The following is a 25,205-nucleotide window of genomic DNA, read 5'->3' on the forward strand; positions in this document are numbered from 1 at the left end:
CGGATGAGACGCTGCATCAGCGGCCCGGCCCGACCGGGGGCGCTGCCGGTCACGGGGCTCGCCCTCGTGCTCACCCTGCTCGCGGGCGGCTTCGCCGCGTGGGCGGGCCGGGACTGGTACGACGCGGCCCACGCCGACTCCGCGGGGTACGCCGAGCAGCGCGACGCGGCCCTTGCCGCGGGTGAACAGGCCGTGCAGAACCTCAACACCCTCGACCACCGCAGCCTCGACCGCGGCCTGGACCTCTGGGAGTCCTCCACCACCGGAGAACTGCGCGAGCAACTTGCCGGTGGGCGCGCTGAGTTCGCCGGTCGGGTCAAGGAAGCGAAGACCGTGACCACGGCGAAGGTGCTCTCCGGCGCCCTCACCGAACTCGACGACCGGGCCGGCCGGGCCCGGGTGCTGGTCGCGCTGCGCGTGACGGTGAAGGCGCCCGGCGCGCGGAGCACCGACAAGGACAGCCGCATGCTCGGCGAACTGACCCGCACCGACGGCACCTGGAAGCTGAGCGCCCTGGGCCAGGCCCCGGTCGGCGGCACGCCGGCCGGCTGACCGGCCGAGGAGAGGACGACACACGATGCCGACGACCCGCCACCACCTGAACAACGCGCGCCGCCGCCAGACCCGCGAGGCCCGCCGGCCGCCGACCCCCACCACCGCCTCGCAGTCCCGCGAACGCACTCCGACCGCCCCGGGCGCCACCGACGCCGCCAAGGGGAACGGGGAACGGCACGACAAGGCACGGGCCGCCCGCCCCCGGCAAACAACGCGCGGTGAAACGGCGTCCCTCCGCGATTCCGCGCCCCCGCCCCGTCGCACGCTCGTGATCCTCTGCCTGCTGACCCTGCTCCTCGGCGGCTTCGCCGGCTGGGCTCACGCCCGCGCGCAGGCGCTCCGCGACGACCCGGCCGCCCGCAACACGGCCCTGTCCGACACCGCGCGCACCAGCGAGATCAAGGGCCAGTCGGCCAAGGCCGTCGCGGCGCTCTTCTCGTACGACCACGCCCATCCCGGCGCCTTCGACAAGGCCGCGAAGGAATGGCTGACGGGAGGCGCCGTCGCCCAGCACCGGGAACTGCTCGGCGCCATCCGCGCCCGCGCCGACAAGCAGAAGGCGGTGATCACCACCACGGTCACCGACAGCGCGGTCGAACGCATCGACGGCGACCGGGCCCGCGTCCTGGTCTACGCCGATCAGAGCAGCGTCAGCACGGCCGGCGACAAGAAGGCGCGGGAAGACGGCGCCTACGCCGGGGCGATGTTCGCCGTCGACGTCCAGCGGCGCGACGGCCGTTGGCTCGTCTCACGCATCGACACCTTCCGCCGCTGAACCCCGCCCGCGTCCCACCACCAGGGAGTGAGTGCCCATGCCCGAACACCGCGCCCGACGCCTGCCCGTGCGGACCCGCCGGGGCCTGCGGACCACCGCCATCGCCGTGAGCGCGGTGGCGGCGCTCACCGCCTCCCAGGCCCCCGGACTCCCGCAGCACGTGAGCGCCCGTCCGGCCGCCGACGACCGGCCCGCCCCGGCGCCTGACCCGCCGTACGCGGAACTCGCCCCGCCCGCTGACGGTTCGTACCACACCGAACTCCCGCCGCAGGTCACGCCGGACGCCCCGCCGCGCACCGAGCGGAAGGCCCTGGAGCGTGCCGCGGCCGGCATCCCCGGGACGGTGCTGCGCGCCTACCGGGCCGCGGAGAGGTCCGTGGCCCGGACCGAACCCGGTTGCGCGCTGCCCTGGGAACTGCTCGCCGCCATCGGCAAAGTGGAGTCCGGGCAGGCACGCGGCGGCGCGGTCGACCGGCACGGCACCACGCTCGGCCGGATCACGGGCCCGGCACTGGACGGCCGGAACTTCGCCCTGATCCGGGACAGCGACGGCGGCGTCCACGACGGCGACACGGTGTACGACCGCGCGGTGGGGCCGATGCAGTTCCTGCCGTCGACGTGGGCGCGGTGGGGGGCGGACGGCAACGGGGACGGCCGCGGTGACCCCAACAACGTCTTCGACGCGGCCCTGGCCGCCGGGCACTACCTGTGCGCCGGGAACCGCGACCTGAGCCAGGCCGCCGACCTCGACCGCGCGGTCCTCAGCTACAACCAGTCGCGTCCCTATCTCGAACTGGTCCGCTCCTGGCTGGAGTTCTACCGCAGGGGCACGCACGCCGTGCCCGACGGCAAGGGCGTCATCCCGACGTCACCCGGGGCCGGCGGCGGCACTCCGGCCACCGCCCCGGCCGACAAGGGCGGCCGCGGGGGCAAGGGCGGCCGCGGGGACGACGGCAAGGGTGGCGACGGCGGCGTCATCATCGGCCCGGACCCCGGCACGCCCACCCCGGCCCCCACTCCCTCGCACCCGGCACCGTCCTCACCCTCGCCCCGGCCGTCCCCGTCCCCGACGGAACCGGGCCCCACCCGGCCGCCGGAGCCCTCCCCGTCCGACTCCCCGACACCGGACCCCTCCCCCACGCCGACCCCCACCGACCCGTCGCCCCCGCAGCCCTGCCCCTCCGACTCGACGAGCCCCTCGCCGGACCCCGGCAGATCACCCGCCCCCGCCCCGGAGGCCCCGGAACAGGAGCCGCCCTGCCCGAACTGAGGAGGCGGTGCCTGCCCCCTCTGATCGGCGCCGACGGGCAGGACCTCTGAGCGCACCCCGCCCCACGGCTCACCCCAGGACCAACAGCACCGCCAGAGCGACGAGGAGGGAGTCGATCCGGTCGAGCAGACCGCCGGAACCGGGCAGCCACCGGCCGGCGTCCTTGGCGCGGGCGCCCCGCTTGACCATCGACTCCAGCAGGTCCCCGAGGGGACCGCCGACCGCCACGGCCAGCGCCGTCCGCCATGTCAGGCAGGACAGCACGGCCAACGCGAGGAGACCGGCCGCGGCCCCGGCCAGCGTGCCGCTCCACCGCTTGGCGGGCGACAACGGGGAGAGCCGGGGGCCGCCGAGACGGCGACCCGCCGCGTACGCGACGATGTCGGCGATCGACACGGCCACGAACAGCACGAGGCCAAGGGCCCCGGCGGGTACGAGTCCGGCCAGGGCACCCAGCCACACCAGGCCCAACAGGCCCGCCCCCAGGCGGCGAAGCCCGTGCTCCGCGTCGCCGGAGAGCAACGGCACCCCGGCGATCGCAAGTGCCCCCGCCGCCGCCACCCGGAGCACCTGCGCGGGGGCCAGCCAGGCGGTCAGGACAAGTCCGACGACCGCCACGGAAAGGACCGCCCGGTCCACCGGACCCAGCCGCAGCAGCCCGGCGAACTCCGCCACCGCGACCACACCGACCAAGGCGGCGAGCACCGAGATCCCCGGTGGCCCCAGCCAGAACGCGGCGGTCACCAAGGGCACTCCGAGCGCCCATACACACCAGCGGACCATCAGCTCACGGCGCCGGGTCGCCGCCACCGCGACGCCCCCCACCCCCAGCGCCCCGCACAGGTACGGCACGAGAGCGGCGACCGTCGTCACCGGGAGGCCGGCCCCGGCGCGCCCGCCGGCACGGCGGCCGGCGCGTCCAGCGCGTCCAGGGCGCTTCGGCACGCCGCCACGATCCGCGCGTTCTCCGCCGTGTCGCGGACGGCGATCCGGACGGTCCGTCCCTGGTACGCCGGGGACATCGGCGACAGGTCACGCAGGAAGACGTCGTGCCCACGGCACTCGCGCACCAGTTGCGCCGCGCTCGGTCCCCGCGGCGGCAGGGTCACCGTGAGAAAGTTCGCCACCCCTTCGTCGACCGAGTCGAACCGTCCCAAGTCCTGAAGGCCGTATGCCAGTTCCTGCCGCAGGACGTGGGTGCGGGCCCAGCGCTCCGCGTAGTACGCGGGGTCGCGCAGTGCCGTCACGGCGGCCAGCTGGGCCGGCAGGCTCACGGCCCACGGCGGCGTCCAGCGTCGAAGCTCCCCGGCCGTCCGGGGGTCGGCCACCAGGTACGCGGCCCGCATCCCCGACAGGGCGTACATCTTCGACAGCGAGGTGCAGACCACGACCCGGGGGTCGGCCGACGCGAGCTCGGCAAGCGAGTCCGCCGGGTCGACGTAGCCCAGGTACGTCTCGTCGATCCACCACCGGGTCCGCGCGGGCGAGGCCTCGATCACCGTGCGCAGCGCATCGGCCGGGGCGTGGCGGCCGGTCGGGTTGTTCGGGTTGACCACCACCACGAGGTCGTACCGTCCGTCAGCGGTCGCTGCGGCGAGCCGGGCCGGGTCGAGCAGCCAGCCGTCCTCCCGGCGCAGCTGGAGCCGGTCGACCTGGCAGCCGATCACCCGCTCGGTGACATGGGCGTACTCGCCGTAACCCGGATCGAGGAGAAGCACCCGGCTCCCCGGCGTCAGCCACCGGCCGAACGCCCGGAAGATGAGATCCGACGAGCCCGCCCCGACGACCAGCGACTCCACCGGCAGCCCGCGGACCCCGGCGATCTCAGCGAGCAGCCCCTCCGCGCCGGTCGGCGGCGACGTCCGGGCCGCCCACCCCGGATCCTCCGAAAGGACCGCGCGGACCCCCGGCGAGGGCGGGAACCAGGCGTCCAGCACATCCGCCGCGACCACCTCGTGACGGCGGGTCAGCGTGCGGAAGTCGGTGCCGATCGCCGAGAAGAACGCCCCGCCGTGCTCACAGCCGTCGGCACGCGGCGCGAAGGGCACGTCGAGCCGCCAGTCCAGGCCCGTCCGCAGCCGCTCCAGGGTCCGGCCGTGGCGCTCGGCGACCGTCCTCGTCAGTTCGGCCACGGAGGCGCTGAGGACCTCGAACGAGACCGCTCCCGAACGGACCGTGCGCCCGACCGGCCGCAGCCCGACGGCGAGGTACATGTCGAGCAGCTCCGTGCGTCCCATCGCCACCACCCGGCGGCCGCCCCGCGCCGCGACCCAGCGCAGCGCCGCGTACATGAGGAGCGGCGCCGCCGCCGTGGACCGCCAGCGCTCCTCGACGGTCAGGACGCGGACCTCGAACGGTGCCTCCTCGGTCAGGACCGGCAGCTCCTCGCGCGTCAGGTACTTGTCGAGGGAGTACCGGCCGACCCACGGCGGGGTGAGGCTGACGAAGCCGATCCGCGTCCGGCCGCGCGCGGCCACGAGACAGACGTTGCGCCGTCGAGTCCGTCGCTCAGCCGTCCCGACGGGTCCACCGGATGCTGGCCCAGTTCCTCCGCGTACACCCGGTGACGCAGTTCGTGGATCCACTCGTGATCCCGAGGTGTGGCAGTGCGCAACTGCAGCGCGTGGCCCATATGTGTTTTCCCCCTGCGACGGTCCGGTGTTCGCGCCCAGCTTGGTGGAGTCCGGCGGGCGGCACCTGAGTACGCGTACTCAGGCATGGGGAAGGGCGGGGCGGTCCAGGTCCGGTGCTGGGTCGGTGTGCGTCAAGTACCCGACGGCCTGGCGTCGAGCGGTGTTCGCACGCCCCCGCTCGGAAGCGGAACGGCCGGTCTTCCGGGGCGGAAGCGGCCGAGCAGTCCGGAGAGGAGGACCGCCGTCAGTGTGCCGGCGACGACGCCGTTGCCCAGGACCGTACGGGCCCAGGCGGGGAATCCGGCGTACAGATCCGGGCTGAGCAGTGGCAGCAGTCCCGCGGTGAGCGCGAGCGCGGCCGTCATGGTGCCGGTGCCCGTGCCGGACAGGTCGGCGCGACGGAGCATCTCGATGCCCAGCACGGCGATCACGGCGTAGACGACGAGGGCGGAGCCGCCCACGACGGCTGCCGGGATGCCGGCCAGCGCCCGGGAGAGGGGTGTCGCCAGGCCGAGGGCGACCAGGAGGACTCCGGCCCCGGCGGTCACGAAGCGGCTGCGGACCCCGGTGAGCCGGCCGATGCCGATGTTCTCGGCGCTGGTGACCATGAGGGACGTGCCGAACAGCCCCCCGGCCAGGGAGATCAGGGCGTCCGCGCGGGCGACGCGCGGAACGTCCCGCTCGGGGGCCGGGGTCCGGCCCGCCGTCTCGCTGTTGAGCACGGTCTGTCCGGTGATCTCGGCCAGCGTGGTGAGGCTGAACACGAGCAGCGGCAGGGCGGCCACCAGGTCGAACCGCGGCGTCCCGAAGGGCAGGAACGCGGGCGGTGCGAAGCCGCTTTGGGCCGCGGGGGCGAAGGTTCCGAGTCCGGTGGTCACCGCCACGACGGCTCCCGCCGCCATCCCGATGAGGACGGAGGTCTGACGCCAGACACCGCGCAGGAGGACGTACGCGGCGAGGGTGGCCGCGACCGTGAGCGCGGCGAGGAGTACCGCGCGCGGCTCGCCGGTGCCGTCCGGTCCGGTGACGAGGCCGGCGGCGACCCGGATCATCGCGATGCCGATCAGCAGCACGGTCACGCCCATGACCAGCGGCGGGAAGAGCCTTACGACACGGGCGTACAGCGGCAGCACGGTCAGGAGCAGGGCAGCTGCCAGGAGGACGGCGCCGACGGCGGTGGGGGCACCGTGTTCCTGCGCGATCTGGAGGAACAGCGCGGTCGCGGCGCCGCCGGGCAGCATGACGAACGGGAGGCGGCCGCCGATCCGCCACACGCCGAGGGACTGGAGCAGGGTGCCCGCGCCGCACAGCAGCAGGACGGCGCTGAGCAGCGAGGCGGTCGCTCCGGGCGGCATCTTCAGGGTGCCGGCGACGAGGAACACGGTGGATATCGGAGCAGCGATCATCGCCAGGACGTGCTGGACCGACAGCGGCACCAGCCGCCGCAACGGCACCCTCGCGTCGACCGCGTCGGCCGACCGGGCGGCGGTGGCGTCAGTGGCGGAGGTGGGCGTGGCCGTCATGCTGTCGCCCCCAGCCAGGGGATGTCGGCCGCGGCGTAGCGGTAGGCGCGGAAGACGGCGTTGGGCTCGGACGGGAACAGGCCCCGGACCTCGCTCTCGGTGTAGCCGGCGAAGTGCGGGACGACGTACTCCCAGCACAGGTAGCCGTCCTTCGTCACCTCGAACAGCCGCCCGGAGGGAGAGTCGGTGATGAGGGTGTTTCCGTTCGGCAGGCGCTGGGCGGAGCCCATGAAGGGCGCGAAGAAGAACTCGCGGGCCGGGTCGTGGTACTCCCACGCGATGTCGCCGCCGGCCCGGTCGATCTCGATGACGCGGGAGTGGGGGACGTCGTGGCCGGGCCGGAAGACGCCGTTGTCGAAGACCAGCAGCCGGCCGTCGTCCAGTTCGGTGGGGGCGTGCTGCTGGCTGACCGTGCCGGGGCGGCTCCTCCAGAGGATCTCGCCGGTGTCGCGGCTGATGACGACGACGGCCGAGACACTGCGCAGACTGACGAGGATGTTGCCGTCCCGCAGTGGGGTGACGCTGTTGATCAGGGGCCAGTGTTCGCGGGCGTAGGCCTCGTGCAGCGGGAACTCCTCGCGGTCCAGGTGCTCGGCCGCCCGCCAGGACCATCGGAGTTCACCGTCCGGACCGGTCTCCTTGATGGTGTCGGCCCAGACGATGCCGCCCGTGGCCTCGGAGCCGGGCACTCCCCCTCTCACCGCTGCCGCCTCGGCTCCGGTCAGGGGTTCCAGGGCGGTGTAGAGGATGCGGCCGTCGTCGAGGTGGTGGGCGTCGTGGTGCTGGAGGGGGTCGCGGTGTTCCCTGAGCACGGTTCCGTCGGGGTCGGCATGGACCATGACGCCTCCCCGGTACTTGTGCCACATGGGGAAGAGTGCCCTCTCGCCCGGCAGCACGCCGTTGTAGGCCAGTGTTCCGTCGGTGAGGAGCCGGGCGTGGCGACCGGGGCGCCAGGGGAGGTTCCACCGGTGGGCGGTTCGTCCGTGGAGGTCGATGAGGTAGACCTCCCCGGTGCCGGTGAGCGGCGCGTAGAGGGTGTATCCGTCGTACGCGGCCGTCTCGTCGAGGGCGATGAGGCCGGTGGGGCGGCGGCGGCGGGAATTCTGGTCGACGGGCGGCACGTCCAACTCCTCGTGTCAAAGTTTCTTTGATGAGAACAACTGACTTTGACGATAGAGACGGGGTGTGACGGGCATGTGTCGGCAGTGCGAAACCCCCTCCGGGTTGTGGCCGCGGGCCGCGTAGTGTGCGGTTACGCGTCGTCGACCGGGCAGAACGGCGCCGCACGGGGAGGACGGGAGACCATGGAGGCCGCGAACACACCGCGGGTGGGCGCCGCTGTACGCCGTCGGCGGCGGGCGCTCGACCTGACGCTCGCCGAGGTGGCGGGGCGCAGCGGGCTCTCCTCCCCGTTCCTCAGTCAGATCGAGAACGACCGGGCGCGTCCCAGCATGCGTTCCCTGCAACGGATCGCGGACGCGCTGGGCACCACGGCGGTACAGCTGCTCGCGGCCTCCGACGAGACCCGCACGGTCGACGTCGTGCGTGCTGCCGAGGACAGCGGCCTCGACCGGGAGGCGCGGGTCCGCCCGGTGGTGCGCGGCCGCCATCAGCTGCACGCGCTGGAGTTCGTCGGCGAGCACGAGGCCGACCGGGAGTTTCGACACCGCAACGACGAACTGATGTACGTGGCGGACGGCTCGGTGGAGGTGGAGGCCGACGGCCGGCTCCACCGGCTGGGGCGCGGGGACACGCTGCTGCTGTCCGGGGGTGTCCGGCACCGCTGGCGCTCCACCGGAGCGGACTCGCGGGTCCTGGTGGTCGCGGTCGGCGACCATGTGGACGTACTGGAGTCCTGACGGGGCGAGGCCGCGCGCCTGCCGCACCGGCGGACGCCGCCGCGGAAACCAGGGGCCCGGCGCACGCGAAATGCCGCGCGAGAGCAGGCACCCCGACAGGTCGACGTCAGCGAGGGCCAGGGGCACCGCGTTTCCACGGCCCGCCCGGACCAGCCGTGGGCGCGGCGATCAAGCGGGGGCGCGGGGTCGCCCGGATGCGCGGGGGTGGGGAAGGCACGATCATCGTCCCCAGGACAGGGTCGAGCCGGTCGGCCCGTTTTCACGTTTCTGCGAGGGCCGTCATGGCGACTCACCACCACGCCGGTGCGGCGCGCCCCGGCGGGTCCGAGGCCGTCGCCACCGCGCGTCTGCTGCGCGAGGCGGCCCTGGAGGTGTCGCGGAGCGCCACGGACATCCGGGGCGCCGCCGCCGAGGCCTGCGCCGTGCTCGCCGATCCCGGGCTCACCCGGTCGAGCGCGCGGCGTCCGCGCAGTGGCCTCGCGGCGCAAGGTGCGCTCGTACGGGCACTGACCCGGCCCTCGGGCCTGGGGTTCGCGCTGGGAGCTGCGGGCGGGTGGCTGAAACGGATGGGCCAGGTCGGCGAGGTGTGCGGAGGGGAGAGCCTCGCGAACCGGGTCGCCGTGACGTCGCTGCGGCTGCGTGCCGCCGCGGTGCTGGAGGAGCATCCGGAGCTCGGTCGGGACCCGGGGATGCGGCGCCTGATGGACGCCGTCACGGGCGACCGGGACGTGGAGGCGCTGCGCGCCCTGCGGGCGCTGATGAAGGACAAGGGCGCGGAGCGGGCGATGTCGACGATCGCGCCGCTGTTCGCGGAGTTGTCGGCGATCCGGGCGCTGCTCGACGAGAACCCTCTCAACGACGACGTCGGCTGGCAGATCGCGACCGGCGAGGCGCTGCACGCGGACCCGTGGTTCGGGATCTCCGCGCGTCATCTGGCGGCCTTCGACGCCGGTGAGGGCGCGGCGGTGCCGGTGGAGCTGGACGAGGAGGACCGCCGGTCGCTCGCCGAGGAGGGCTCCTTCATGGGATTCCTCCGCAACATCGATCTGCTCCGCACCGATGGCCGGGTCCTGATCCAGGACGTGCGGGGCCCGGACGGTGTGGTGCGGCACGTGCTGCATGCCCCGGGCATGGCGCCGGGCAAGCCGCGCAACGACTCCCCCCAGGACTTCGTGGGCGCCTGGAGCAACCTCTTCGACCCCGAGTCGCCCTATACGCGCGGCATTTTGCTGGCCGTGGAGGAGTACGGGCTGCCCGCGGGCGCCGAGCTCGCTCTCATCGGCCACAGCGAGGGCGGCATCGCCCTGATGAACCTGGCGCAGAACAGCGCTTTCTGCCGGCGGTTCCGGGTGACGCACATGGTGGCGGTGGGCTCCCCCATCGACAACAAGAAGCCCGCGGACCCTCGTACGTGGGTGGCGAGCGTCACCAACCAGCACGACCTCGTGCCCACGCTCGACGGCCGGGGCGCGGGCTCCGGCGCGGTGTTCACACCGCATCCGGACTGGTACGAGGTGGACTACGTCGACGCCAGCCACGAGTTCCCGCTGTGTCATTCGCTGGGCAGGTACATGGCCAACCTGGAGGAGGACCTGCCGGACGCCCGCCGGGACATCGACGAGGCGTTGTCGCCCTACCAGGGGCCGGTGGTGCGTTCGCAGGTCTTCCATCTCACGGACCGGGCCAACCCGCCGCAGGGCTATCCCCTGATGGCGGTGCCGGTGACCCGGACCGTTACCGCCGCGGGCCCGGTCGAGACCCCGGTGCTGTACTACGACTCAACGAGCGTGGTGGCCTTCTTCGCCGTGGAGCCCGACAGGACGGCGCGGCTGCTGGCCGACACCTCCTGGATGAGTCCGAGCCGGGTCGGCCGGCGTGTGCTGGTGGCGCTCTCCGCGTACGAGCACCGCTGCGTGAGTCTGGGCGCGTACAACGAACTGAGCCTGGCGGTACTGGTGAACGACCTGTGGCGGCCACGGAGTCACGAGGTGCTGGCCGAGTTGCTGCGCCGGGCGGACACCCGGCGCACGGGGCGGCAGGTGACGGCGCTGGCCGTCACCACCGAGGAGGCCGAGGCGGCGAGCCGGGAGCTGTGGGGCCAGCCGGTCACGCGCGCCCAGATCGATGTCCGGCTGACCGGCAACCGGCTGCACGTCACCCTGGACGAGACGGCGCGGCCCGGCGGGGCCACGGCGGAGCCACCGGTCCGGCTGACCGGCAACCTCGGGCCGCACGTGCCGGCTCCGCACATGGACTCGGTGCTCTACGGGCGCACGGCGGAGGCGACCTTGCGGTCGCTGGTGCACTGCGTCGGACGCCAGCGCTTCCACGCGGCCCCCCGGGTGCGGCTGCGCTGCGCGCCGGACGTGGACGGTCAGCAGGAGCCGCCGCTGCTGCGCCAGTTGCGGTCCCTGGGGCTGGACGGGGCGCGCCCGCTGTGCGTACTGAGTACGCCGCAGTACCAGGCGCGGCGCGGTTCCGGAGCGCCTCTGCCGCGCTGAGGCCGAGGGATCGGGCCGGGTCGGAGAGGGACGAGGAGAGCGAGGGAACCCATGGCCGTGCACGCCGTGCGCCACGAGGACGAACCCACCCCGTACGAGTCCCGGTTGCGGGCCGAGGCCGAGAGGCTGGCCGGCGCCGGGGCGCGCCTGCTGGAGCAGGCGGCTCTGCTGGAGGGGCACTCCGGTGTGCCCGACTGGTGCGTGCCCACCCTCCACCGGCAGGCGGCGTGCTGCCGGCAGGCCGCCGATGACCTGTCGGCGGCCGCGGTGCTGGTGGGCAGGCACACCGCCCGGTCCGCGGACGCCCGGGCCGGTGCCGGACCCGGGGCGCGCCTTCGCCCGAGGTGACGGGTGCCGTTGCGCCTGTTCGCCCACCGGTCACGGCCGGCCCCCTCCGGGTGCCTCGCTCAGGGCGCGCGCAGCACGAGCGCGGTGTTCTGGCCTCCGAAGCCGAACGACGTGCTCACCGCCGTGCGCATGCGTACCGGCCGGGGCACGCCCGAGACGACGTCCAGTTCGGCCTCCGCGTCCTGGCGGCGCAGGTTGGCCGTCGGCGGGACGAGACCGTGCTGGAGGGTCAGTACGGTCACCGCCGCCTCGATGGCGCCCGCGGCGCCGAGGGCATGGCCGATGACGCTCTTGTTCGCCGTCACCGGCGGGTCGTGGCGGAAGAGCCGCCGCAGCATGCGTGCCTCGGTCAGGTCGTTGAGCGGGGTGGAGGTGGCGTGCGCGTTGACGTGGTCGATGTCGCCGGACGCGCAGTCCGCGTCCCGCAACGCCGCGTGCACCGCCTCCTCCGCGCCCCTGGCCTCGGGGTGTGGCGCGGCCGGGTGGTGGGCGTCGGCGGTGGCGCCGTAGCCCGCGAGATAGCCGCGCACGCGGGCGCCCCGCCGGTGGGCGTCCTCGGGGCGTTCGAGGATCAGCACGGCGGCCCCTTCCCCGGGCACGAACCCGTCGCGTTCGACGTCGAAGGGGCGGGAGGCGGTGCCGGGATCGGACCGGCGGGACGACATGGCCCGCATCTGGCCGAAGCAGGTGGTCGTCATCCGGCTGCGGGCGGACTCGCTGCCGCCGGCCAACACGATGTCGCAGCGCCCCGCCCGCAGCAGGTCCAGCGCTGTGCCCAGGGCCGTCGCCCCGGACGCGCAGGCGCTGCTGGTGGTGAAGTTGACGCCGTGCGCCCCGAGGTCCAGGGCGACCTCGGCCGCCGCCATGCTGGGCACGCTGCGGGTGACCTGGTAGGGCGAGACGCGGTCGGCGCGGTCCTCGTGGAGCAGCCGGAAGGGCTTCTCGTACGAGTGCAGGCTGTTGCTGCCCACGCCGAGGACGACGGCGACGCGCTCGCGGTGCCACTCCTGTGGATCCAGGCCGGCGTCGCCCACCGCCTGGCGTGCGGCGACCACCGCCATCTGGGCGTACGGATCCAGGCGCCGGGCCGTGGCGTGGCCGAGTCGTGCGCGGGCCCCGAAGTCGGGGACGGCGCAGGAGAAGTCGGTCCGCAGCCCGGCGAGGACGGGGTCGGTACGGGCCACCGACACACCGCGCACCAGGGTGGCCCAAGAGCTCTCGGCGCAGGTTCCGGCGGGTGACAGCAGGCCGATGCCGGTGACGGCGACGTCACGCGTGCGCGCGTACGCGTGCAACGGAAGACCTCCGGAGCGTAAGGGGGCACGGCCCCACGCGGTGCGAGCGCGCGCCCACCGGTCCCCCGGGGCGGGGGCGGCCGGACGGCGCGTGGACGCGGCGCGTGGCGGTGCGGGACGGGTCCTTGCCTACCACCCCACCGTGCCGCCGGAGTCGCCCCGTGATCACGACACGCCCGCGGGGCCCGCCGTTCACTCCATCGTGGGTCACAGCCGGCGAGCGGCGAGCCGCTCCTTGTCGGGCCACCGCACGTCGTGGGCCCATCCGTTGCGCTCGAACAGCCGGATGAGGGCCGCTGTCGCGTCGAACTGTCCGCGCAGCGCGCCGTGGCGGGCGCTGGTCGGGTCGGCGTGGTGGAGGTTGTGCCAGCCCTCACCGAAGGTCAGCAGCGCCACCCAGCGGACGTCGCGCGACTGGTCCCTGCTGCGGTAGTGCTGTCGTCCGAAGGCGTGGGCGACGGAGTTGACCGACCAGGTGACGTGGTGGACGACCGCGTAGCGCACCAGACTGCCCCAGAAGAAGGCGGTGGCGGCGCCGGACCAGGACATGGTCCACAGGCCGCCGATCAGCGGTGGGAGCGTGAACGAGACGGTGACGGTGACCCAGTACCAGCGGTCCAGCCGGCTGATGTCGGGGTCGTTCAGGATGTCCGGCGCGTAGTGGGCGAGATCCGCGCGCCTGCGCCGGGCGAACCAGCCGATCTGCGCGTGCCACAGGCCCTTCAGCAGGGCACGGCGTCCGGTGCCGAACGCCCACGGCGAGTGCGGGTCGCCCGGCCGGTCGGAGAACTGGTGGTGGCGGCGGTGCTCGGCCACCCAGAGGGCGACCGGTCCCTGCATCGCCATGCCGCCGGCCAGCGCGAGGGCGATGCGCAGCGGCCGTTCGGCCTTGAAGGACTGGTGGGTGAAGTGCCGGTGGTAGCCGGTCGAGATGCCCGCGATGGAGATGACGTACATGACGGCCGCGAGCGTCAGGTCGAGGGCGCCCGCTCCCCGTCCCCAGGCGACGGGGAGGGCCGCGGCGAGCACCACGAAGGGCAGCACGATGATGCCCAGCAGATATCCGGTGTACTCCGCCCCGGAGACCGCGACGGTGCCGGCCGCGGGCCCCGGGTGCGCCGGCCCGTCCGCCTCGGCGGCGTGGAAGGCCGTCACCGCGGTGCTCCGGTGCTCCGGCGGGTGCGGGCGACACGCGTCGCCGGCATGGGGCACGTCCCCGGTGGTTGCCCTGGTCCCAGCATGCGTGCGGCCTCCTGGCGTCGCGGGGTTCGGTCCTGGTCCATGCTGGGGCGCGGTCGGGGACGGAGGGCGGCGGCACGCGGCGCGGCCCGGCAGGCGCCGGGCATATTCACACCGGTGACCCGGTCGTGGTGCGGGCTCGGGGACTCCGTGCCGTAATGAGAGCGAATCCGCCGGCGACCGCGGTCCGCGGCGCCCCGCCACGTCTGGGTGCACCCATGGAGTTTCTAGCGGCGTACGACACCATCCCGCAGAGCGACGCCGCGCGGCGCGTGGCCCTCCTGCGGGAGCGCATGAAGTCCGACGGCCCGGCCGTGCTGCGCGAGCTGCGCGCGGCGCGCCCGGTGTTCGCCACGCCCGTGGGTGTCTTCGTCACCCGGATGACCGATGTGGTGGAGGTCTTGTCGACGCCGGACGTCTTCACCGTGGGTGTGTACGGCCCGCTCCTGGAGGAGGCGCTGCACGGACCGTTCATGCTGGCCCGGGACGGCGCCGACATCCACTGGCACGACCGCGCGCACGCCCAGCTCATGCTGCCCGCGCGGGACTTCCTCCCGGTGCGCCGGATCACGGCACGTCTGGCCGACGACGCCCTGGACCGGGCGATCGCGACGGCCCGTGCCGCGGGGCGGGAGACGTTCGACTACATCCAGGAGTTCTCCGCGCCGGTCGCGGCCCGGGTGGCCCAGGAGTACCTGGGCTTCACCGGCGTGGCCGAGGAGTCCCTGCACCTGCTTTCGCAGCGAGTGCAGCGCGCGGTGTTCGTCAACCCCGACCGGGACCCCGAGGTGCACGCCGCCGGCGTGGCGGCCGGCAAGGAACTGCACGAGCTGGTGGCCGAGGTGATCCGCCGCCGGGTCGCCGCGCTGTCGGCGGACCCCGGCCACGACGTGCCGGACGACGTCCTCGGCCGGATGCTGCGCACGGTTCTGCCGCCGGGAGCGGACCGGCCGATGGACGAGGAACGGATCAACCACCAGCTCGTCGGCTACCTGATCGGCTACCAGCAGAACGCCACCCAGTGCGCGGCGACCGCGCTCAAGGAACTGGCGATCCGTCCGGAAGAGCTGGCCGGCGCCGAGCGGTCGGCTGCCGCGGACGACACCACCGTCTTCGACGGCTACGTCTGGGAGGCGCTGCGCTTCCACCCCTTCGTCCCGTCGACGCCGCGGCTCTGTGTGCGCGAGCACGTGCTGGCCGCCGGCACACCGCGCGAGACCCGCCTCGCCCCCGGCACCGTGGTGCACGCGCACCTGGCGTCGGCGATGTTCGACGAGACGGTCGTCGAGGATCCGTACGCCTTCCGGCCCGACCGGACGCCCGTGCACAACCTGGTGCTCGGCCACGGGGCGCACGCGTGCGTGGGTCGGTATCCGGCCCGGGCGATCGTCCCCGAGATGGTGCGGCGGGTGCTCCTGCGCCCCGGTGTCCGGCCGCTGCCGGGCGCCGAACGCGCCTTGGACTACGGGGACACGCCCTATCCGCAGCACTACACCGTGACGGCGGGCACGGGGGCACCGTCCTGACCGTGCGGGCGTCCCCCAGCCGCCGACCGGAGAGCAGGCACCAGATGACGACCATCCCGCGCCGGAGCAGAACACCGGGTGAAGACGACCGTGATCCCTCCCGGGACGGCCTGCGCAACCGCGTCGAGGCCCACGTCCTCACCCATTACGCGCCGTTGTGGCGGGCGGTGCAGGGCAACCGGTGGCTGCACCTCAAGACCAACGCCCTGCTGACCGACGTCGCCGTCCTGAAGGCCCCGCCCCGGCCCAACCCGCTCAGCACCATGGCGCCGTACACGTCGTGGCCCTCGCTGACGGACCGCTCGTACGTCGGCCGGCACCTGCCCCCGGACACCTCCGCGCACCCCGGGCGCCCCGCGCCGCAGCGGGCGGCCGAACTCTTCCGCCGGGCAGGGGCAGGACAGCTGTGCTCCCGGTCGACCGCGCTGCTGCCCGCCTTCGCCCAGTGGTTCACGGACGGCTTCCTGCGGGGGCACGGTCTGGGCGGTGATCCTCGGCGCACCGACTCGCCGCACACCATCGACCTGGTGCAGCTGTACGGCGCGTCCGAGGAGGTGACGGCGTGCCTGCGGGAGTTCGAGGGCGGCCGGCTGAAGAGCCGCACGGTCGGCGGCGGCGAGTTCCCTCCGCTGCTGTGCGACCAGGGACGCATCAAGAAGGAGTTCGAGCGCCTCAAGCCGGTGCGTTGGGAGGACGTGCCGGAGCCGCTGCGCGACACCGTCTTCGCGACCGGTGGGGACCGGGCGCACGCCCACATCGGCCCGATGCTCGTCAACGTGCTGTTCCTGCGCGAGCACAACAGGATCGCGGGTCTGCTGTCGCGCGCGTACCCGGCCTGGGACGACGAGCGGGTCTTCCAGACCACCCGCAACATCCTGGTGGTGATGACGATCCGGCTGGTCCTGGAGGAGTACATCAACCACCTGACCCCGTTCCACTTCCGCTTCGTCCTGGACCCGACACGGACGGTCCGCTCGAGCTGGCACCGGGAGAACTGGTCGACCATCGAGTTCAGCCTGGTGTACCGCTGGCACAGCCTGATCCCGTCGACGTACCGCATCGCCGGCCGGGACGTCCCCCTGCTCCACACGCTCGCCAACGGCCGGATCGTCGAGGAGCGGGGCATGGGCCCCCTGTTCGACGACCTCTCCCGACAGCCGGCCGGGCGCATGAGTCTGTTCAACACCGACCCGCTGCTGCTGCCGGTCGAGGCCCGCAGCGTCGAGGTCGGCCGCGAGCTGGACGTGGCCTCGTACAACGACTACCGCGAGCACTTCGGTTTTCCCCGCGTGAGCGACCTGCGGCAAGTATCGGGCGACCCGGTGGTGCGCGAGGCGCTGCACGAGCTGTACGGCGGTGTCGACGAGCTGGACCTGTATGTCGGCCTCTTCGCCGAGGACGCCCGGCACGGCAGCCTCTTCGGCAATCTGCTCGGGCGGATCATCGGCATCGACTCGTTCTCCGAGGCCCTGACGAACCCGCTGCTGTCACCGCGGCTCTTCACCGCGCAGACCTTCTCCGCGGAAGGACTGGCGATCCTGCGCGCCACCCGCTCGCTCTCCGACGTCGTCCACCGCAACCTGCCGGAGGACGACGGGCGGTACCTGGTGTCCCTCGGCACGAAGCGGGCGCCGCGCGTCAGCGGGTAGGAGCGGTCCGACCACGGCCCTGACTGCAGCCCTGACGGCGGCCCTCCCAGGCCGTCGGGGTGAGGACCGGCCCGGCGGGGGCAGGCCGCTGACACGCCAGTTCCCCCGAGGTGCACGGCCCGGGCGTGGCCGGGGTCAGTGGTTCCGCAGCGTCTCCGAGAGGATGACGGCGGCCGGATCGAGGGCGGTGCGGCCGTCTTCGATGTCCCACAGGGCGTTCTGCAACAGCCTGCCGTACGTCCAGCCGGCCGCGCGCGCCCGGTCCAGACCGAGGGCTTCGGTCAGCAGGTCGAAGCGGCGGCGCACGACGCGGGCGATGTCCCCCTGTGCCGCGATGTCGTCCCACCGGCTGTCCAGGGCGGGCCACAGGTCGAAGCCGGGGTCGCCGGCGAGCGGTTCCGGGTCGATGGCGAGCCAGGGCTCACGCTCAGCGGCGAGGACGTTGCCGTAGTGCAGATCCCAGTGCAGCAGCCGGTCGCCGGGGTCGCCAGCCAGTTCGGCCACCGCCGACGCCCAGTGGTTCAAGAGCCGTCGCTCGGTCGGGTCCGCCAGCACCGCCGTCGCGCGCGGTACCTCTTCCAGCATGGCCTCGGCGATGTCACCGAGGCCTCGCAGCCCCCGCGGCGCGGGGACGGACACTAGCCGGGCCAGCAGCCCGGCGAGTACGCCCATGGCGGCGTCGTCGTCCTCGACCGAGGCCAGCGAACGGGACGCGTCCAGCCGCTCCAGGAGCATGGCGCTGCTCTGCGGGTCGTGGTCGAGCAGCCGCACGATTCCGTGCCCGTTCCAGGTGCGCAGCCCGGTGAGGGCGGCGGAAGTCTCCTCGCGGGGCGTTTGCAGCTTGAGGACGGCGCGGGCGCCGTCGGCGCGCAGCACCGGGAGCACCAGCGAGGCCTCCCCCGACGCGGGTGCGCCGTCCGTCGTCAGCTCCCAGCGGTCCAGTAAGTCCGCCACCAGCGCGGGCAGGGCGGCGATCCAGGCCTGTCCCTCCTCGCCGAAGGCGCGGGCGTACGACGACGCCAGGGCTTCCGGGATCTCCACCGGTCTTGACGTGCTCATCTCGAAGTCCTCGGCAGGGTGCGGGTGTTTCCCGCGCAACCTATCGAAGATCCGTACAGGCCGTGCCGTCCGGGGCTGTGACGGTGTCAAGCGTGGCCTGCGAGGCGCCCTGCGTGGCTACCGGGAGGGGACGCGTACGGCCTCCTCCAGCGCCAGTCTGCGGACCGAGGCTTGGAGGGCCTCCCCGAGCAGTGCGGCCATCGCCGCCCGTTCCGCCCGTTGCCGCGGGTCGCGGCCCCCGGCTATGTACCGGGCCTCCACGCGGGCGGTCCGCTCACCGGCGTCCGCGTACGCGTTCAGGGCCGCCGTCACCAGGTCCGCGTGCCCCAGACTCCGTGCGGCAAGGACAGCGGTGGTCAGCTTCCGTACGTCGGAGGATTCCGGGGAGATCTGCCATCCGCGGCGGGTCAGGGTCTCCAGGACTGCCGTCCGGGCCTGGTCGGGGCAGGCCTCGGGGTCGGGGCCTGCCTCGGGGGCGAGGCCTGCCTCGGGGGCGGTGTGCCGGCTCTCGTCCGAGGCCGACCGAGGTCCCCGCTTCGGCTCGGGCTCGGCCTCCGGGTGAAGCGCCGGACCAGGCTTCTGCTCCCGGCCCGGCTCGCCGTCCTGCTCCTGTAGCACGCGAAGCAGCCCGAGCGGCGTCGGGTCCGGCTCCGTCATCGCTTTGAGGACCACCCGTACCCGGGCCAGCGGGACACCACCCAGCTCGCTCAGCGCGCGTACGAGCCGGAGCCGTACTTGATCGTCGGAATCGGCACGCCGACCCGTCTGTTGAATTCGCCGATGCGCAATGACCCACCCCTGCCCGTCCGCGGCTCCGATCCCACTCCACACATCCCGCACCACAGATCGCCCGCCACGTGCCCTGGATACATCCGGACGCCGGTGTATCCGCGGTGTCCCGGCCCGGATCTCTCAAGGGCAGTGCCGGAACGGAACAGCTGACGGGGGATGGGTGGCGTGGCGACACGGATCGCGGTCGGGGTGGATCTGGTCGAAGTGGACCGGATCCGCAGGCTGCTGGCGGACAATCCCGCCGCGGAAGAGGACAGGGGCTCATCGCCCATGCCGACGAAGCTCCTGTCGGCTGGACGTCGTCGCATCAGTGGTGGCGGCGACCGGAGAGCTGCCGGGCATCCCGCCAACCGGGTTCTCGGCCTCACCACCGAGGCTCCCGGGACTGCCCGGGGAAGGGGAGGACGGATCACTGCCCTTGGGGATGGACCCGTTGGGCCACATCCAGGAGGCGGGTCACCGCCGGGTCGACGTCGGCCCGGTGGACGGCGTGGACGACGGTGTCGAGGTGACCGGACCGTCCCCGGAGGGGCACGAGATGCACCCCGGCGAACGTGAGGTGACGCAGGCCCTCGGGGGCGAGGCTGACGCACAGGCCTGCGTCGACGTAGCTGAACAGGCCGCTGAGATCGTCGGCGACCGCCACGCCACGTGGGGTGAACCCCGCCTCGCGGCAGGCCACATGGACCTGCTCGGCCAGTGCGGGAAGAGCGGTCGGGTCGGGCAGGACGAAGTCGTCGTCCGCGAGTTCCGCGAGGTAGATCCCGTCCGCCCCGGCGAGGCGGTGGCCGCGGGGCACCGCGGCGGCGATCCGCTCGGTGGCGATGACGGTGCTGACCAGGTCATCGGAGAGCCGGGCCGGATCGCGGACGAATCCGAGGTCGAGTGTCCCGCCACGTACTTGGTCGACGATGCCCGCCGAGGAATCGTGCTGCAGGTGAATCCGCAGTTCGGGCAGTTGCGCCGCCGCGGCCCGCAGCATCGCGGGGAGGTAGAGGTAGCTCAGGAGGCTCACGTAACCGACCCGCACCTCTCCCCCGAGGCCCGAGGCCACGCGCCGGGCCCTGGCGACCGCGGCGCTCTGCAGGTCGAGCAGCCGCCGCGCGTCGGTGGCGAATCCCTCACCGGCCGAGGTCAGCCGCACGCCGCCGGGGCCGCGGTCGAGCAGGCGCGCTCCCACGGTCCGCTCCAGGCGCTGGATGGACTGGCTGAGAGGCGGTTGGCTCATGCCGAGCCGTTCGGCGGCCCTGCCGAAGTGCTTCTCCTGGACGACCACCAAGAACTGTTCGAGCAGTCGGCGGGACAGGTTGATATTGCTGGGGATATCGCTCACCACCAGATCATATATTGGACAGACCTTCGCGGTGAGGTGTCCACTGGACAGCGGATCCGCCCACCGGGATGCGTGCCGCGGGGCGGGGTCCGAGTCCGTTCTTCTCCGCCGTTCTTCTGGGGTGTTGTGCATGTCGGTCGTGACGATCGTCGGCGCTGGTGTCATCGGTATCTCCTGGGCCCGTCTGTTCGACGCGGCCGGCTGGGAGGTACGTATCAGCGATCCTCGGCCCGACCTGGGCGAGCTGGTGGAGCGCGAGTTGGCCGGGAGGCCGGTCACGGCGACCGCCGACCTGGCGGCCGCGGCGAGCGGCGCGGACTTCGTGCAGGAGGCCGGCCCGGAGCGGGAGGAGGTCAAGAGGGAGATCTTCGCGACGCTGGCCGCGCACACGCGTGACGACGTGGTGCTGGCCTCCTCGACCTCGTCCCTGCTGCCCTCGGTCATCGCCCGGGGCAATGCGGCGGCCGGCCGGATCGTCATCGGGCACCCGTTCAACCCGCCGGAGCTGATGCCGCTGGTGGAGGTGGTGCCCGGACCGCAGACGGCCGTGACGACCGTCGACCGGGCACTGGAGGTCTACCGCGGCCTCGGCAAGTCACCGATCCGCCTGAAGAAGGAGATCCCCGGCTTCGTCGGGAATCGACTGCAGAAGGTCTTCAACGAGCAGGCGGCCCACCTGGTGCAGCAGGGCGTGATCGACGTACCGGACCTCGACGACCTGGTCCGCGCCTCACTCGGTCTGCGCTGGGCCGTGACGGGCCCGTTCGAGAGCGGTGTCCTGGGCGGTGGGCCGGGGGGCATGCGCCATCTGGTGGAGCACGTCGGTTCGCAGCTGACCTTCGAGGCCGGCCACCCGGACCCGGCCCGGACCGGTGAGGTCCTCGACGCCGTCGAACAGGCCTACGGCACCGGCGAGACAGCCTACGCACACCTCGCGGCCCGGCGGGACGACCGCACCCGTGCTGTCCTGGAGCGGCTGGGCTGGCCGGGCCTCCCGTCCCAGGACATCCAGGGGCGATGAATTCGCCCTTGGAGCGAGGGCTGGACACGAGCGACGGAACAAGGACAACCATCATGCCGAAAGCACTGCTCGCGCTGCAGATCGTCCCCGGGAAAGTGCTCCGGGTGACTGTTCCGGACGGCCGGGTGCACACCCTCTGCGAGGATGCCGGCCCGGCTCCGGACGGCATCGTCGTGGACGCGGCCACCGTCTACTGGACCACTATGGGCACACCCCTGACCGATCCCGACGTCCCCGGCGAAGCCGGTCAGGACTTCTCCCGCCCCGACGGCGGCGTCCACGCGATGGACCTGGCCGGCGGGCCGCGACGGGACATCGTCCCGCCCGGGGCACTGACGACCGGCAAACAGCTGACTTCCGACGGTGCCGGCACGCTGTACTGGAGCGACCGTGAGGGGCACCGGGTCAGCCGCGTCCGGGTCGACGGCACCGGCCTGACCGACCTCGTGGTCAACCCCGCCGAGGACGGAATCATGGGCGAATGTGTCGGCGTGGCGGTGGACCCCGCGCGAGGGCACCTGTACTGGACGCAGAAGGGCCCGGCCAAGGGCGGCAAGGGGCGCATCCTCCGCGCCGGGCTGGAGATCCCCGCCGGGCAGAGCGCGGGGAGCCGGACCGACATCGAGGTGCTGTGGGACGACCTGCCCGAACCGATCGACCTGCACCTGTTCGGCGACCGGCTCTACTGGACCGACCGCGGAGCCGCGCCCGCCGGCAACACCCTCAACCGCGCCCCCGTGCCGGCGCCCCAGAGCACGGGGGAAGCTCCTGAGATCCTCGCCGACGGGTTCGAGGAGGCGATCGGCCTCGCCGTCGACGCCGAGGCCGGCATCGCCTACGTCGCCGATCTCCACGGCCACATCCGGGCCGTTCCCCTGCCCGACGGACCTGCCGCCGGGCAAGAGCCCCGCGACATCGTGGCTCTGCCCCACCCGCTGACCGGACTGTGCCTCCACAGAGGCGACCAGGGGGTCCCGGGTACTCCCGCTGCCGCCGCGTGACGGCGCGGCCACCGTCTTTCGGTGGCACGATTCCATCGGGAAGCGTGTCCCGCAGGGCATCCGGCGTGGCACCGGGAGAGTGAGGACGGAACCGATGAGCACGGCACGGCGCATGCGGTTCGACGGGTGGATCGCGGGGCTGGGCACGGCCTCGGGCGTGCGCCTGGTCGTCGGGTACTGGCCGCTGTCCCCCATGGGACCGTTCGCCGACGTCATGGTGGAGAGGGCCGACGGCCGGCGCTTGCTGCTGGCGCCGTCCGAGCGCGTGGCGCGGTTCGTCGCCGCCACCTACCGGTTCGACGAGGTGATCGTGTGCCCCGTCGCGGTGGGACCGGCGCACGAGCAGTGGACCGTGACAGCCGGACCACTGCGGGCCACGTTCACGCCCGGGCGCTCCACCGCGCTGGGCCGAGTGCTGAGGCTGGTCCCGGGCCCTCTGGCGGTCCGCCCCGGCTGGGCCGCGCTCTGCGATCTTCCGGCGCGTCTGCTGATGCCGGGGGTCCGGACACGCGGCAGCGCGGGGGCGGGGCGCCGCGAGTGGTACGCCGCGCGGGACCTGCGCACCATCGTGTCGGCGCGAGCGGAGTGGAACGGTCAGGACCTCGGCGGGCTGAGGGCCGTGCACCCCCCGGTCCGGTTCGGTTTCGGCTCGGCCCCTCGGCGGCCGTCCCTGACCCGCGTGGTCACGACGGTGGAACTCCCGGGCGACGAGGCACTCACATCGGATGAGGGGTCGGCGTAGGCCCGCCGCCGAGCAGCGGGAAGCGTGAGCGCGACCGGCTCGGGCGGGCCCGTGGCGTGCGCCGGCCCGGCGGTTCGAGGGGTCTCTCCCCGGCATGTCCCCGACGGACTTCGTCCGGCCCGTCACATTCTGGCCGTCCGGTCCGTCATGGCAGTACACACGGTCACTCGCCTGGGAGACAACGATGAACAACACGCCTTCCCCCATCCTCGTCACCGGAGGTACGGGCACACTCGGCAGCCACGTCGTACCGTTGCTGCGCGCGGCGGGCCACCCCGTCCGCGTCCTCGCCCGCAGCAGCCGCGCATCCGCGCCCGGCATCGAGTACCGCAGCTGCGACCTGCTGCGGGGGGACGGACTGGACGACGCGCTGAAAGGCGTCGAGACGGTGCTGCACCTCGCCGGCGGCCCCAAGGGCGACGACGAGGCCACCGGAAATCTGGTGCGCGCCGCGCGCTCGGTCGGGGTGCGGCATCTGGTGTACATATCGGTGGTCGGCGCGGACCGGATCCCGCTGGCCTACTTCCGCGCGAAGCTGGGCGCGGAGCGTGCCGTCGCCGAGTCGGGCATTCCCTGGACGACGCTGCGGGCGGCGCAGTTCCACGACCTGGCGCTGACGGTGGCGGAGAAGATGGGGAAGCTGCCCGTCGTCCCGGCACCGAGCGGGATGCGCTGGCAGCCGGTGGACGCCCGCGATGTCGCGGCCCGGCTGGTCGAGTTGGCGCTGGACCAGCCGGCAGGCAGGGTGGCCGACCTCTCGGGTCCCCAGGTGTACGGGTTGGGCGACCTGGTCCGTGACTACCTGAAGTCGGCAGGCAAGCGGCGCCCGCTGCTGCCGGTGCGCCTGCCCGGGAAGGTCGGCCGTGCGTACCGCGCCGGGGAGAACCTGGCCGCTGACGGCGGCATGTCGGGCACCCGCACCTGGGAAGCGTTTCTGGCCGAGCGGGTGGGCTGAACACCTTCGCGTACGCCGGACAGAGACACGCCGCACTGAGCGAGGATGCGTCGCCCGCGACGCGTATCCCAAGAGTCTCCAGGCGGGACGGTCACGGCGGCCGGGCCCGGCCGCGCGTACCGACTTATGGGGTGCGGGCTGCAACTGGTGCGGTGAGTAGGTATGTTGAGGCCCAGCCTGCCCATCCGGCACGGTCACATGGCGTGAACGGCCGGTTCGTGGCACCCCGCCGGGGGCCGGGTATGGAGTGAACGAATGACGGGAGAGCGGAAATTGGGCCAGGACATGCGACCACAGGCCGGCACCGTCGACGTCAGCATCCCGAGCGTGGCGCGTATGTACGACTACTACCTCGGCGGCAAGGACAACTACGCCGTGGACCGTGCGGCGTGCGAGGAACTGAACAAGGTCGTACCGAGCACGCAGGTCCTGGCGATCAACAATCGCCGCTTCCTGCAGCGGGCGGTGCGCTGGCTTGCGCAGGAGCAAGGCATACGGCAGTTCCTCGATCACGGCTCGGGTCTGCCGACACAGGACAACGTCCACCAGGTCGCCCAGGCGGTCGACCCGGACTCCCGTGTGGTGTACGTCGACAACGATCCCATCGTGCTGGCCCACGGCCGCGCGCTGCTGGAGGAGAACGAGAACACCGCGGTCATCCAGGCCGACATGCGTGACACCGACGCCATCATGAGCCACCCCGAGGTCGAGCGGCTGATCGACTTCACTCAGCCGGTGGCCGCGCTCTTCGTGTCCGTGCTCCACTGCATTCCGGATGAGGACGACCCCGCCGGCCTGATCCGACGGGTAGCGGACCGGTTGGCCCCCGGCAGCTTCCTGGTCGTGTGCCAGCTCGTGAGCGAGGACCAGCAGACCCGCGACTTCGTCACCGAGTTCATGCGGGTCAGCACCCAGGGTCAGTGGGGGCGGGTGCGCACGGCGGCCGAACTCGGCTCAATCTTGGAGGGCTTGGAGATTCTGGAGCCCGGCCTGGTGGAGGTCTCGACGTGGAAGCCCGACGGAGATGTCGGGCCCAAGCAGCTCACCATGGAGTGGATCGAGTACGGCGGGATCGCCCGCAAGCAGTAGCCGGATCTGCTCAACGGGACGCTCCCCCGTCCCCGCCGCG

At 73.1% G+C, this 25,205-nt stretch carries 21 protein-coding genes and 1 pseudogene; 13 read left to right on the plus strand and 9 right to left on the minus strand.

Annotated features, from left to right (window positions below):
* Window positions 1-3 precede the first annotated feature (3 nt).
* Genes ACZ5GP_RS00535 through ACZ5GP_RS00545 form a run of 3 tightly spaced genes read left to right on the plus strand, consistent with a single transcriptional unit; the run spans window position 4 to window position 2,600 of the window.
* The gene (locus ACZ5GP_RS00535; protein ID WP_468748642.1) at window positions 4-552 is read left to right on the plus strand and encodes a hypothetical protein; all 549 of its coding nucleotides are present in this window, start codon (window positions 4-6) and stop codon (window positions 550-552) included.
* Between the two features lie 25 nt (window positions 553-577).
* Complete coding sequence (locus ACZ5GP_RS00540) at window positions 578-1,330, plus strand: hypothetical protein (protein ID WP_468748643.1); 753 nt, start codon at window positions 578-580, stop codon at window positions 1,328-1,330.
* 37 nt (window positions 1,331-1,367) lie between these two features.
* The gene (locus tag ACZ5GP_RS00545; RefSeq protein ID WP_468748644.1) at window positions 1,368-2,600 is read left to right on the plus strand and encodes a lytic transglycosylase domain-containing protein; all 1,233 of its coding nucleotides are present in this window, start codon (window positions 1,368-1,370) and stop codon (window positions 2,598-2,600) included.
* Window positions 2,601-2,669: 69 nt separating this feature from the next.
* Here the strand turns inward: ACZ5GP_RS00545 and ACZ5GP_RS00550 are convergent, their stop codons facing one another.
* The 4 genes and pseudogenes from ACZ5GP_RS00550 to ACZ5GP_RS00565 all read right to left on the minus strand — a co-directional run bounded on the left by ACZ5GP_RS00550 (window position 2,670) and on the right by ACZ5GP_RS00565 (window position 7,877).
* Window positions 2,670-3,473, minus strand: coding sequence for a phosphatidate cytidylyltransferase (locus tag ACZ5GP_RS00550; protein WP_468748645.1), 804 nt, complete (start codon window positions 3,471-3,473; stop codon window positions 2,670-2,672).
* A pseudogene (locus ACZ5GP_RS00555) lies at window positions 3,470-5,232 on the minus strand (aminotransferase class I/II-fold pyridoxal phosphate-dependent enzyme). Before ACZ5GP_RS00555 ends, ACZ5GP_RS00550 begins: the two are co-directional and overlap by 4 nt.
* A gap of 132 nt (window positions 5,233-5,364) precedes the next feature.
* Window positions 5,365-6,756: a uracil-xanthine permease family protein gene (locus tag ACZ5GP_RS00560; protein ID WP_468748646.1), complete on the minus strand. Its 1,392-nt coding sequence runs from the start codon at window positions 6,754-6,756 to the stop codon at window positions 5,365-5,367.
* Complete coding sequence (locus ACZ5GP_RS00565; RefSeq protein ID WP_468748647.1) at window positions 6,753-7,877, minus strand: arylsulfotransferase family protein; 1,125 nt, start codon at window positions 7,875-7,877, stop codon at window positions 6,753-6,755. Before ACZ5GP_RS00565 ends, ACZ5GP_RS00560 begins: the two co-directional genes overlap by 4 nt.
* Before the next feature lie 183 nt (window positions 7,878-8,060).
* Here ACZ5GP_RS00565 and ACZ5GP_RS00570 point away from each other — a divergent pair, with 183 nt between their 5' ends.
* The 3 genes from ACZ5GP_RS00570 to ACZ5GP_RS00580 all read left to right on the plus strand — a co-directional run bounded on the left by ACZ5GP_RS00570 (window position 8,061) and on the right by ACZ5GP_RS00580 (window position 11,464).
* Window positions 8,061-8,615 carry a helix-turn-helix domain-containing protein gene (locus tag ACZ5GP_RS00570; RefSeq protein ID WP_468748648.1) on the plus strand — a complete coding sequence of 185 codons (555 nt, stop codon included), beginning with the start codon at window positions 8,061-8,063 and terminating at the stop codon, window positions 8,613-8,615.
* 281 nt (window positions 8,616-8,896) lie between these two features.
* Window positions 8,897-11,116 (plus strand): acetoacetate decarboxylase family protein, encoded by a 2,220-nt coding sequence (locus ACZ5GP_RS00575; protein ID WP_468748649.1) that lies wholly within the window; start codon window positions 8,897-8,899, stop codon window positions 11,114-11,116.
* 51 nt (window positions 11,117-11,167) lie between these two features.
* On the plus strand, window positions 11,168-11,464 hold the full coding sequence (locus tag ACZ5GP_RS00580) for a hypothetical protein (protein ID WP_468748650.1): 297 nt from the start codon (window positions 11,168-11,170) through the stop codon (window positions 11,462-11,464).
* 59 nt (window positions 11,465-11,523) lie between these two features.
* Here ACZ5GP_RS00580 and ACZ5GP_RS00585 read toward each other — a convergent pair whose 3' ends face one another.
* Window positions 11,524-12,759 carry a beta-ketoacyl-[acyl-carrier-protein] synthase family protein gene (locus ACZ5GP_RS00585; protein WP_468748651.1) on the minus strand — a complete coding sequence of 412 codons (1,236 nt, stop codon included), beginning with the start codon at window positions 12,757-12,759 and terminating at the stop codon, window positions 11,524-11,526.
* 207 nt (window positions 12,760-12,966) lie between these two features.
* Window positions 12,967-13,914, minus strand: a complete 948-nt coding sequence (locus ACZ5GP_RS00590; RefSeq protein ID WP_468748652.1) for an acyl-CoA desaturase — start codon at window positions 13,912-13,914, stop codon at window positions 12,967-12,969.
* A 302-nt stretch (window positions 13,915-14,216) separates the two neighbouring features.
* Between ACZ5GP_RS00590 and ACZ5GP_RS00595 the strand changes: the two genes are divergently transcribed.
* Window positions 14,217-15,524 (plus strand): cytochrome P450, encoded by a 1,308-nt coding sequence (locus tag ACZ5GP_RS00595; RefSeq protein WP_468748653.1) that lies wholly within the window; start codon window positions 14,217-14,219, stop codon window positions 15,522-15,524.
* A gap of 44 nt (window positions 15,525-15,568) precedes the next feature.
* Entirely contained in the window at window positions 15,569-17,173 is a 1,605-nt protein-coding gene (locus ACZ5GP_RS00600; RefSeq protein ID WP_468748654.1) for a peroxidase family protein, read from the plus strand.
* A 135-nt stretch (window positions 17,174-17,308) separates the two neighbouring features.
* Here ACZ5GP_RS00600 and ACZ5GP_RS00605 read toward each other — a convergent pair whose 3' ends face one another.
* From ACZ5GP_RS00605 to ACZ5GP_RS00615, 3 genes are all read right to left on the minus strand, one after another.
* Window positions 17,309-18,232: an APH(6)-I family aminoglycoside O-phosphotransferase gene (locus ACZ5GP_RS00605; protein ID WP_468748655.1), complete on the minus strand. Its 924-nt coding sequence runs from the start codon at window positions 18,230-18,232 to the stop codon at window positions 17,309-17,311.
* A gap of 117 nt (window positions 18,233-18,349) precedes the next feature.
* Window positions 18,350-18,889 (minus strand): hypothetical protein, encoded by a 540-nt coding sequence (locus ACZ5GP_RS00610; protein ID WP_468748656.1) that lies wholly within the window; start codon window positions 18,887-18,889, stop codon window positions 18,350-18,352.
* A gap of 544 nt (window positions 18,890-19,433) precedes the next feature.
* Window positions 19,434-20,357: a LysR family transcriptional regulator gene (locus ACZ5GP_RS00615; protein WP_468748657.1), complete on the minus strand. Its 924-nt coding sequence runs from the start codon at window positions 20,355-20,357 to the stop codon at window positions 19,434-19,436.
* A gap of 130 nt (window positions 20,358-20,487) precedes the next feature.
* Here ACZ5GP_RS00615 and ACZ5GP_RS00620 point away from each other — a divergent pair, with 130 nt between their 5' ends.
* The 5 genes from ACZ5GP_RS00620 (at window position 20,488) to ACZ5GP_RS00640 (ending at window position 25,165) form a co-directional block, all read left to right on the plus strand.
* A complete protein-coding gene (locus ACZ5GP_RS00620; protein ID WP_468748658.1) occupies window positions 20,488-21,378 on the plus strand; it encodes a 3-hydroxyacyl-CoA dehydrogenase NAD-binding domain-containing protein in 891 nt (296 codons plus the stop codon).
* A gap of 53 nt (window positions 21,379-21,431) precedes the next feature.
* Window positions 21,432-22,379 (plus strand): hypothetical protein, encoded by a 948-nt coding sequence (locus ACZ5GP_RS00625; RefSeq protein ID WP_468748659.1) that lies wholly within the window; start codon window positions 21,432-21,434, stop codon window positions 22,377-22,379.
* A gap of 94 nt (window positions 22,380-22,473) precedes the next feature.
* A complete protein-coding gene (locus ACZ5GP_RS00630; RefSeq protein WP_468748660.1) occupies window positions 22,474-23,121 on the plus strand; it encodes a hypothetical protein in 648 nt (215 codons plus the stop codon).
* A gap of 184 nt (window positions 23,122-23,305) precedes the next feature.
* Window positions 23,306-24,076, plus strand: a complete 771-nt coding sequence (locus tag ACZ5GP_RS00635; protein ID WP_468748661.1) for an SDR family oxidoreductase — start codon at window positions 23,306-23,308, stop codon at window positions 24,074-24,076.
* 255 nt (window positions 24,077-24,331) lie between these two features.
* The gene (locus tag ACZ5GP_RS00640; RefSeq protein WP_468748662.1) at window positions 24,332-25,165 is read left to right on the plus strand and encodes an SAM-dependent methyltransferase; all 834 of its coding nucleotides are present in this window, start codon (window positions 24,332-24,334) and stop codon (window positions 25,163-25,165) included.
* The last annotated feature ends 40 nt before the right edge of the window (window positions 25,166-25,205 follow it).

It is taken from the genome of Streptomyces sp. NPDC031466 (assembly GCF_055581265.1).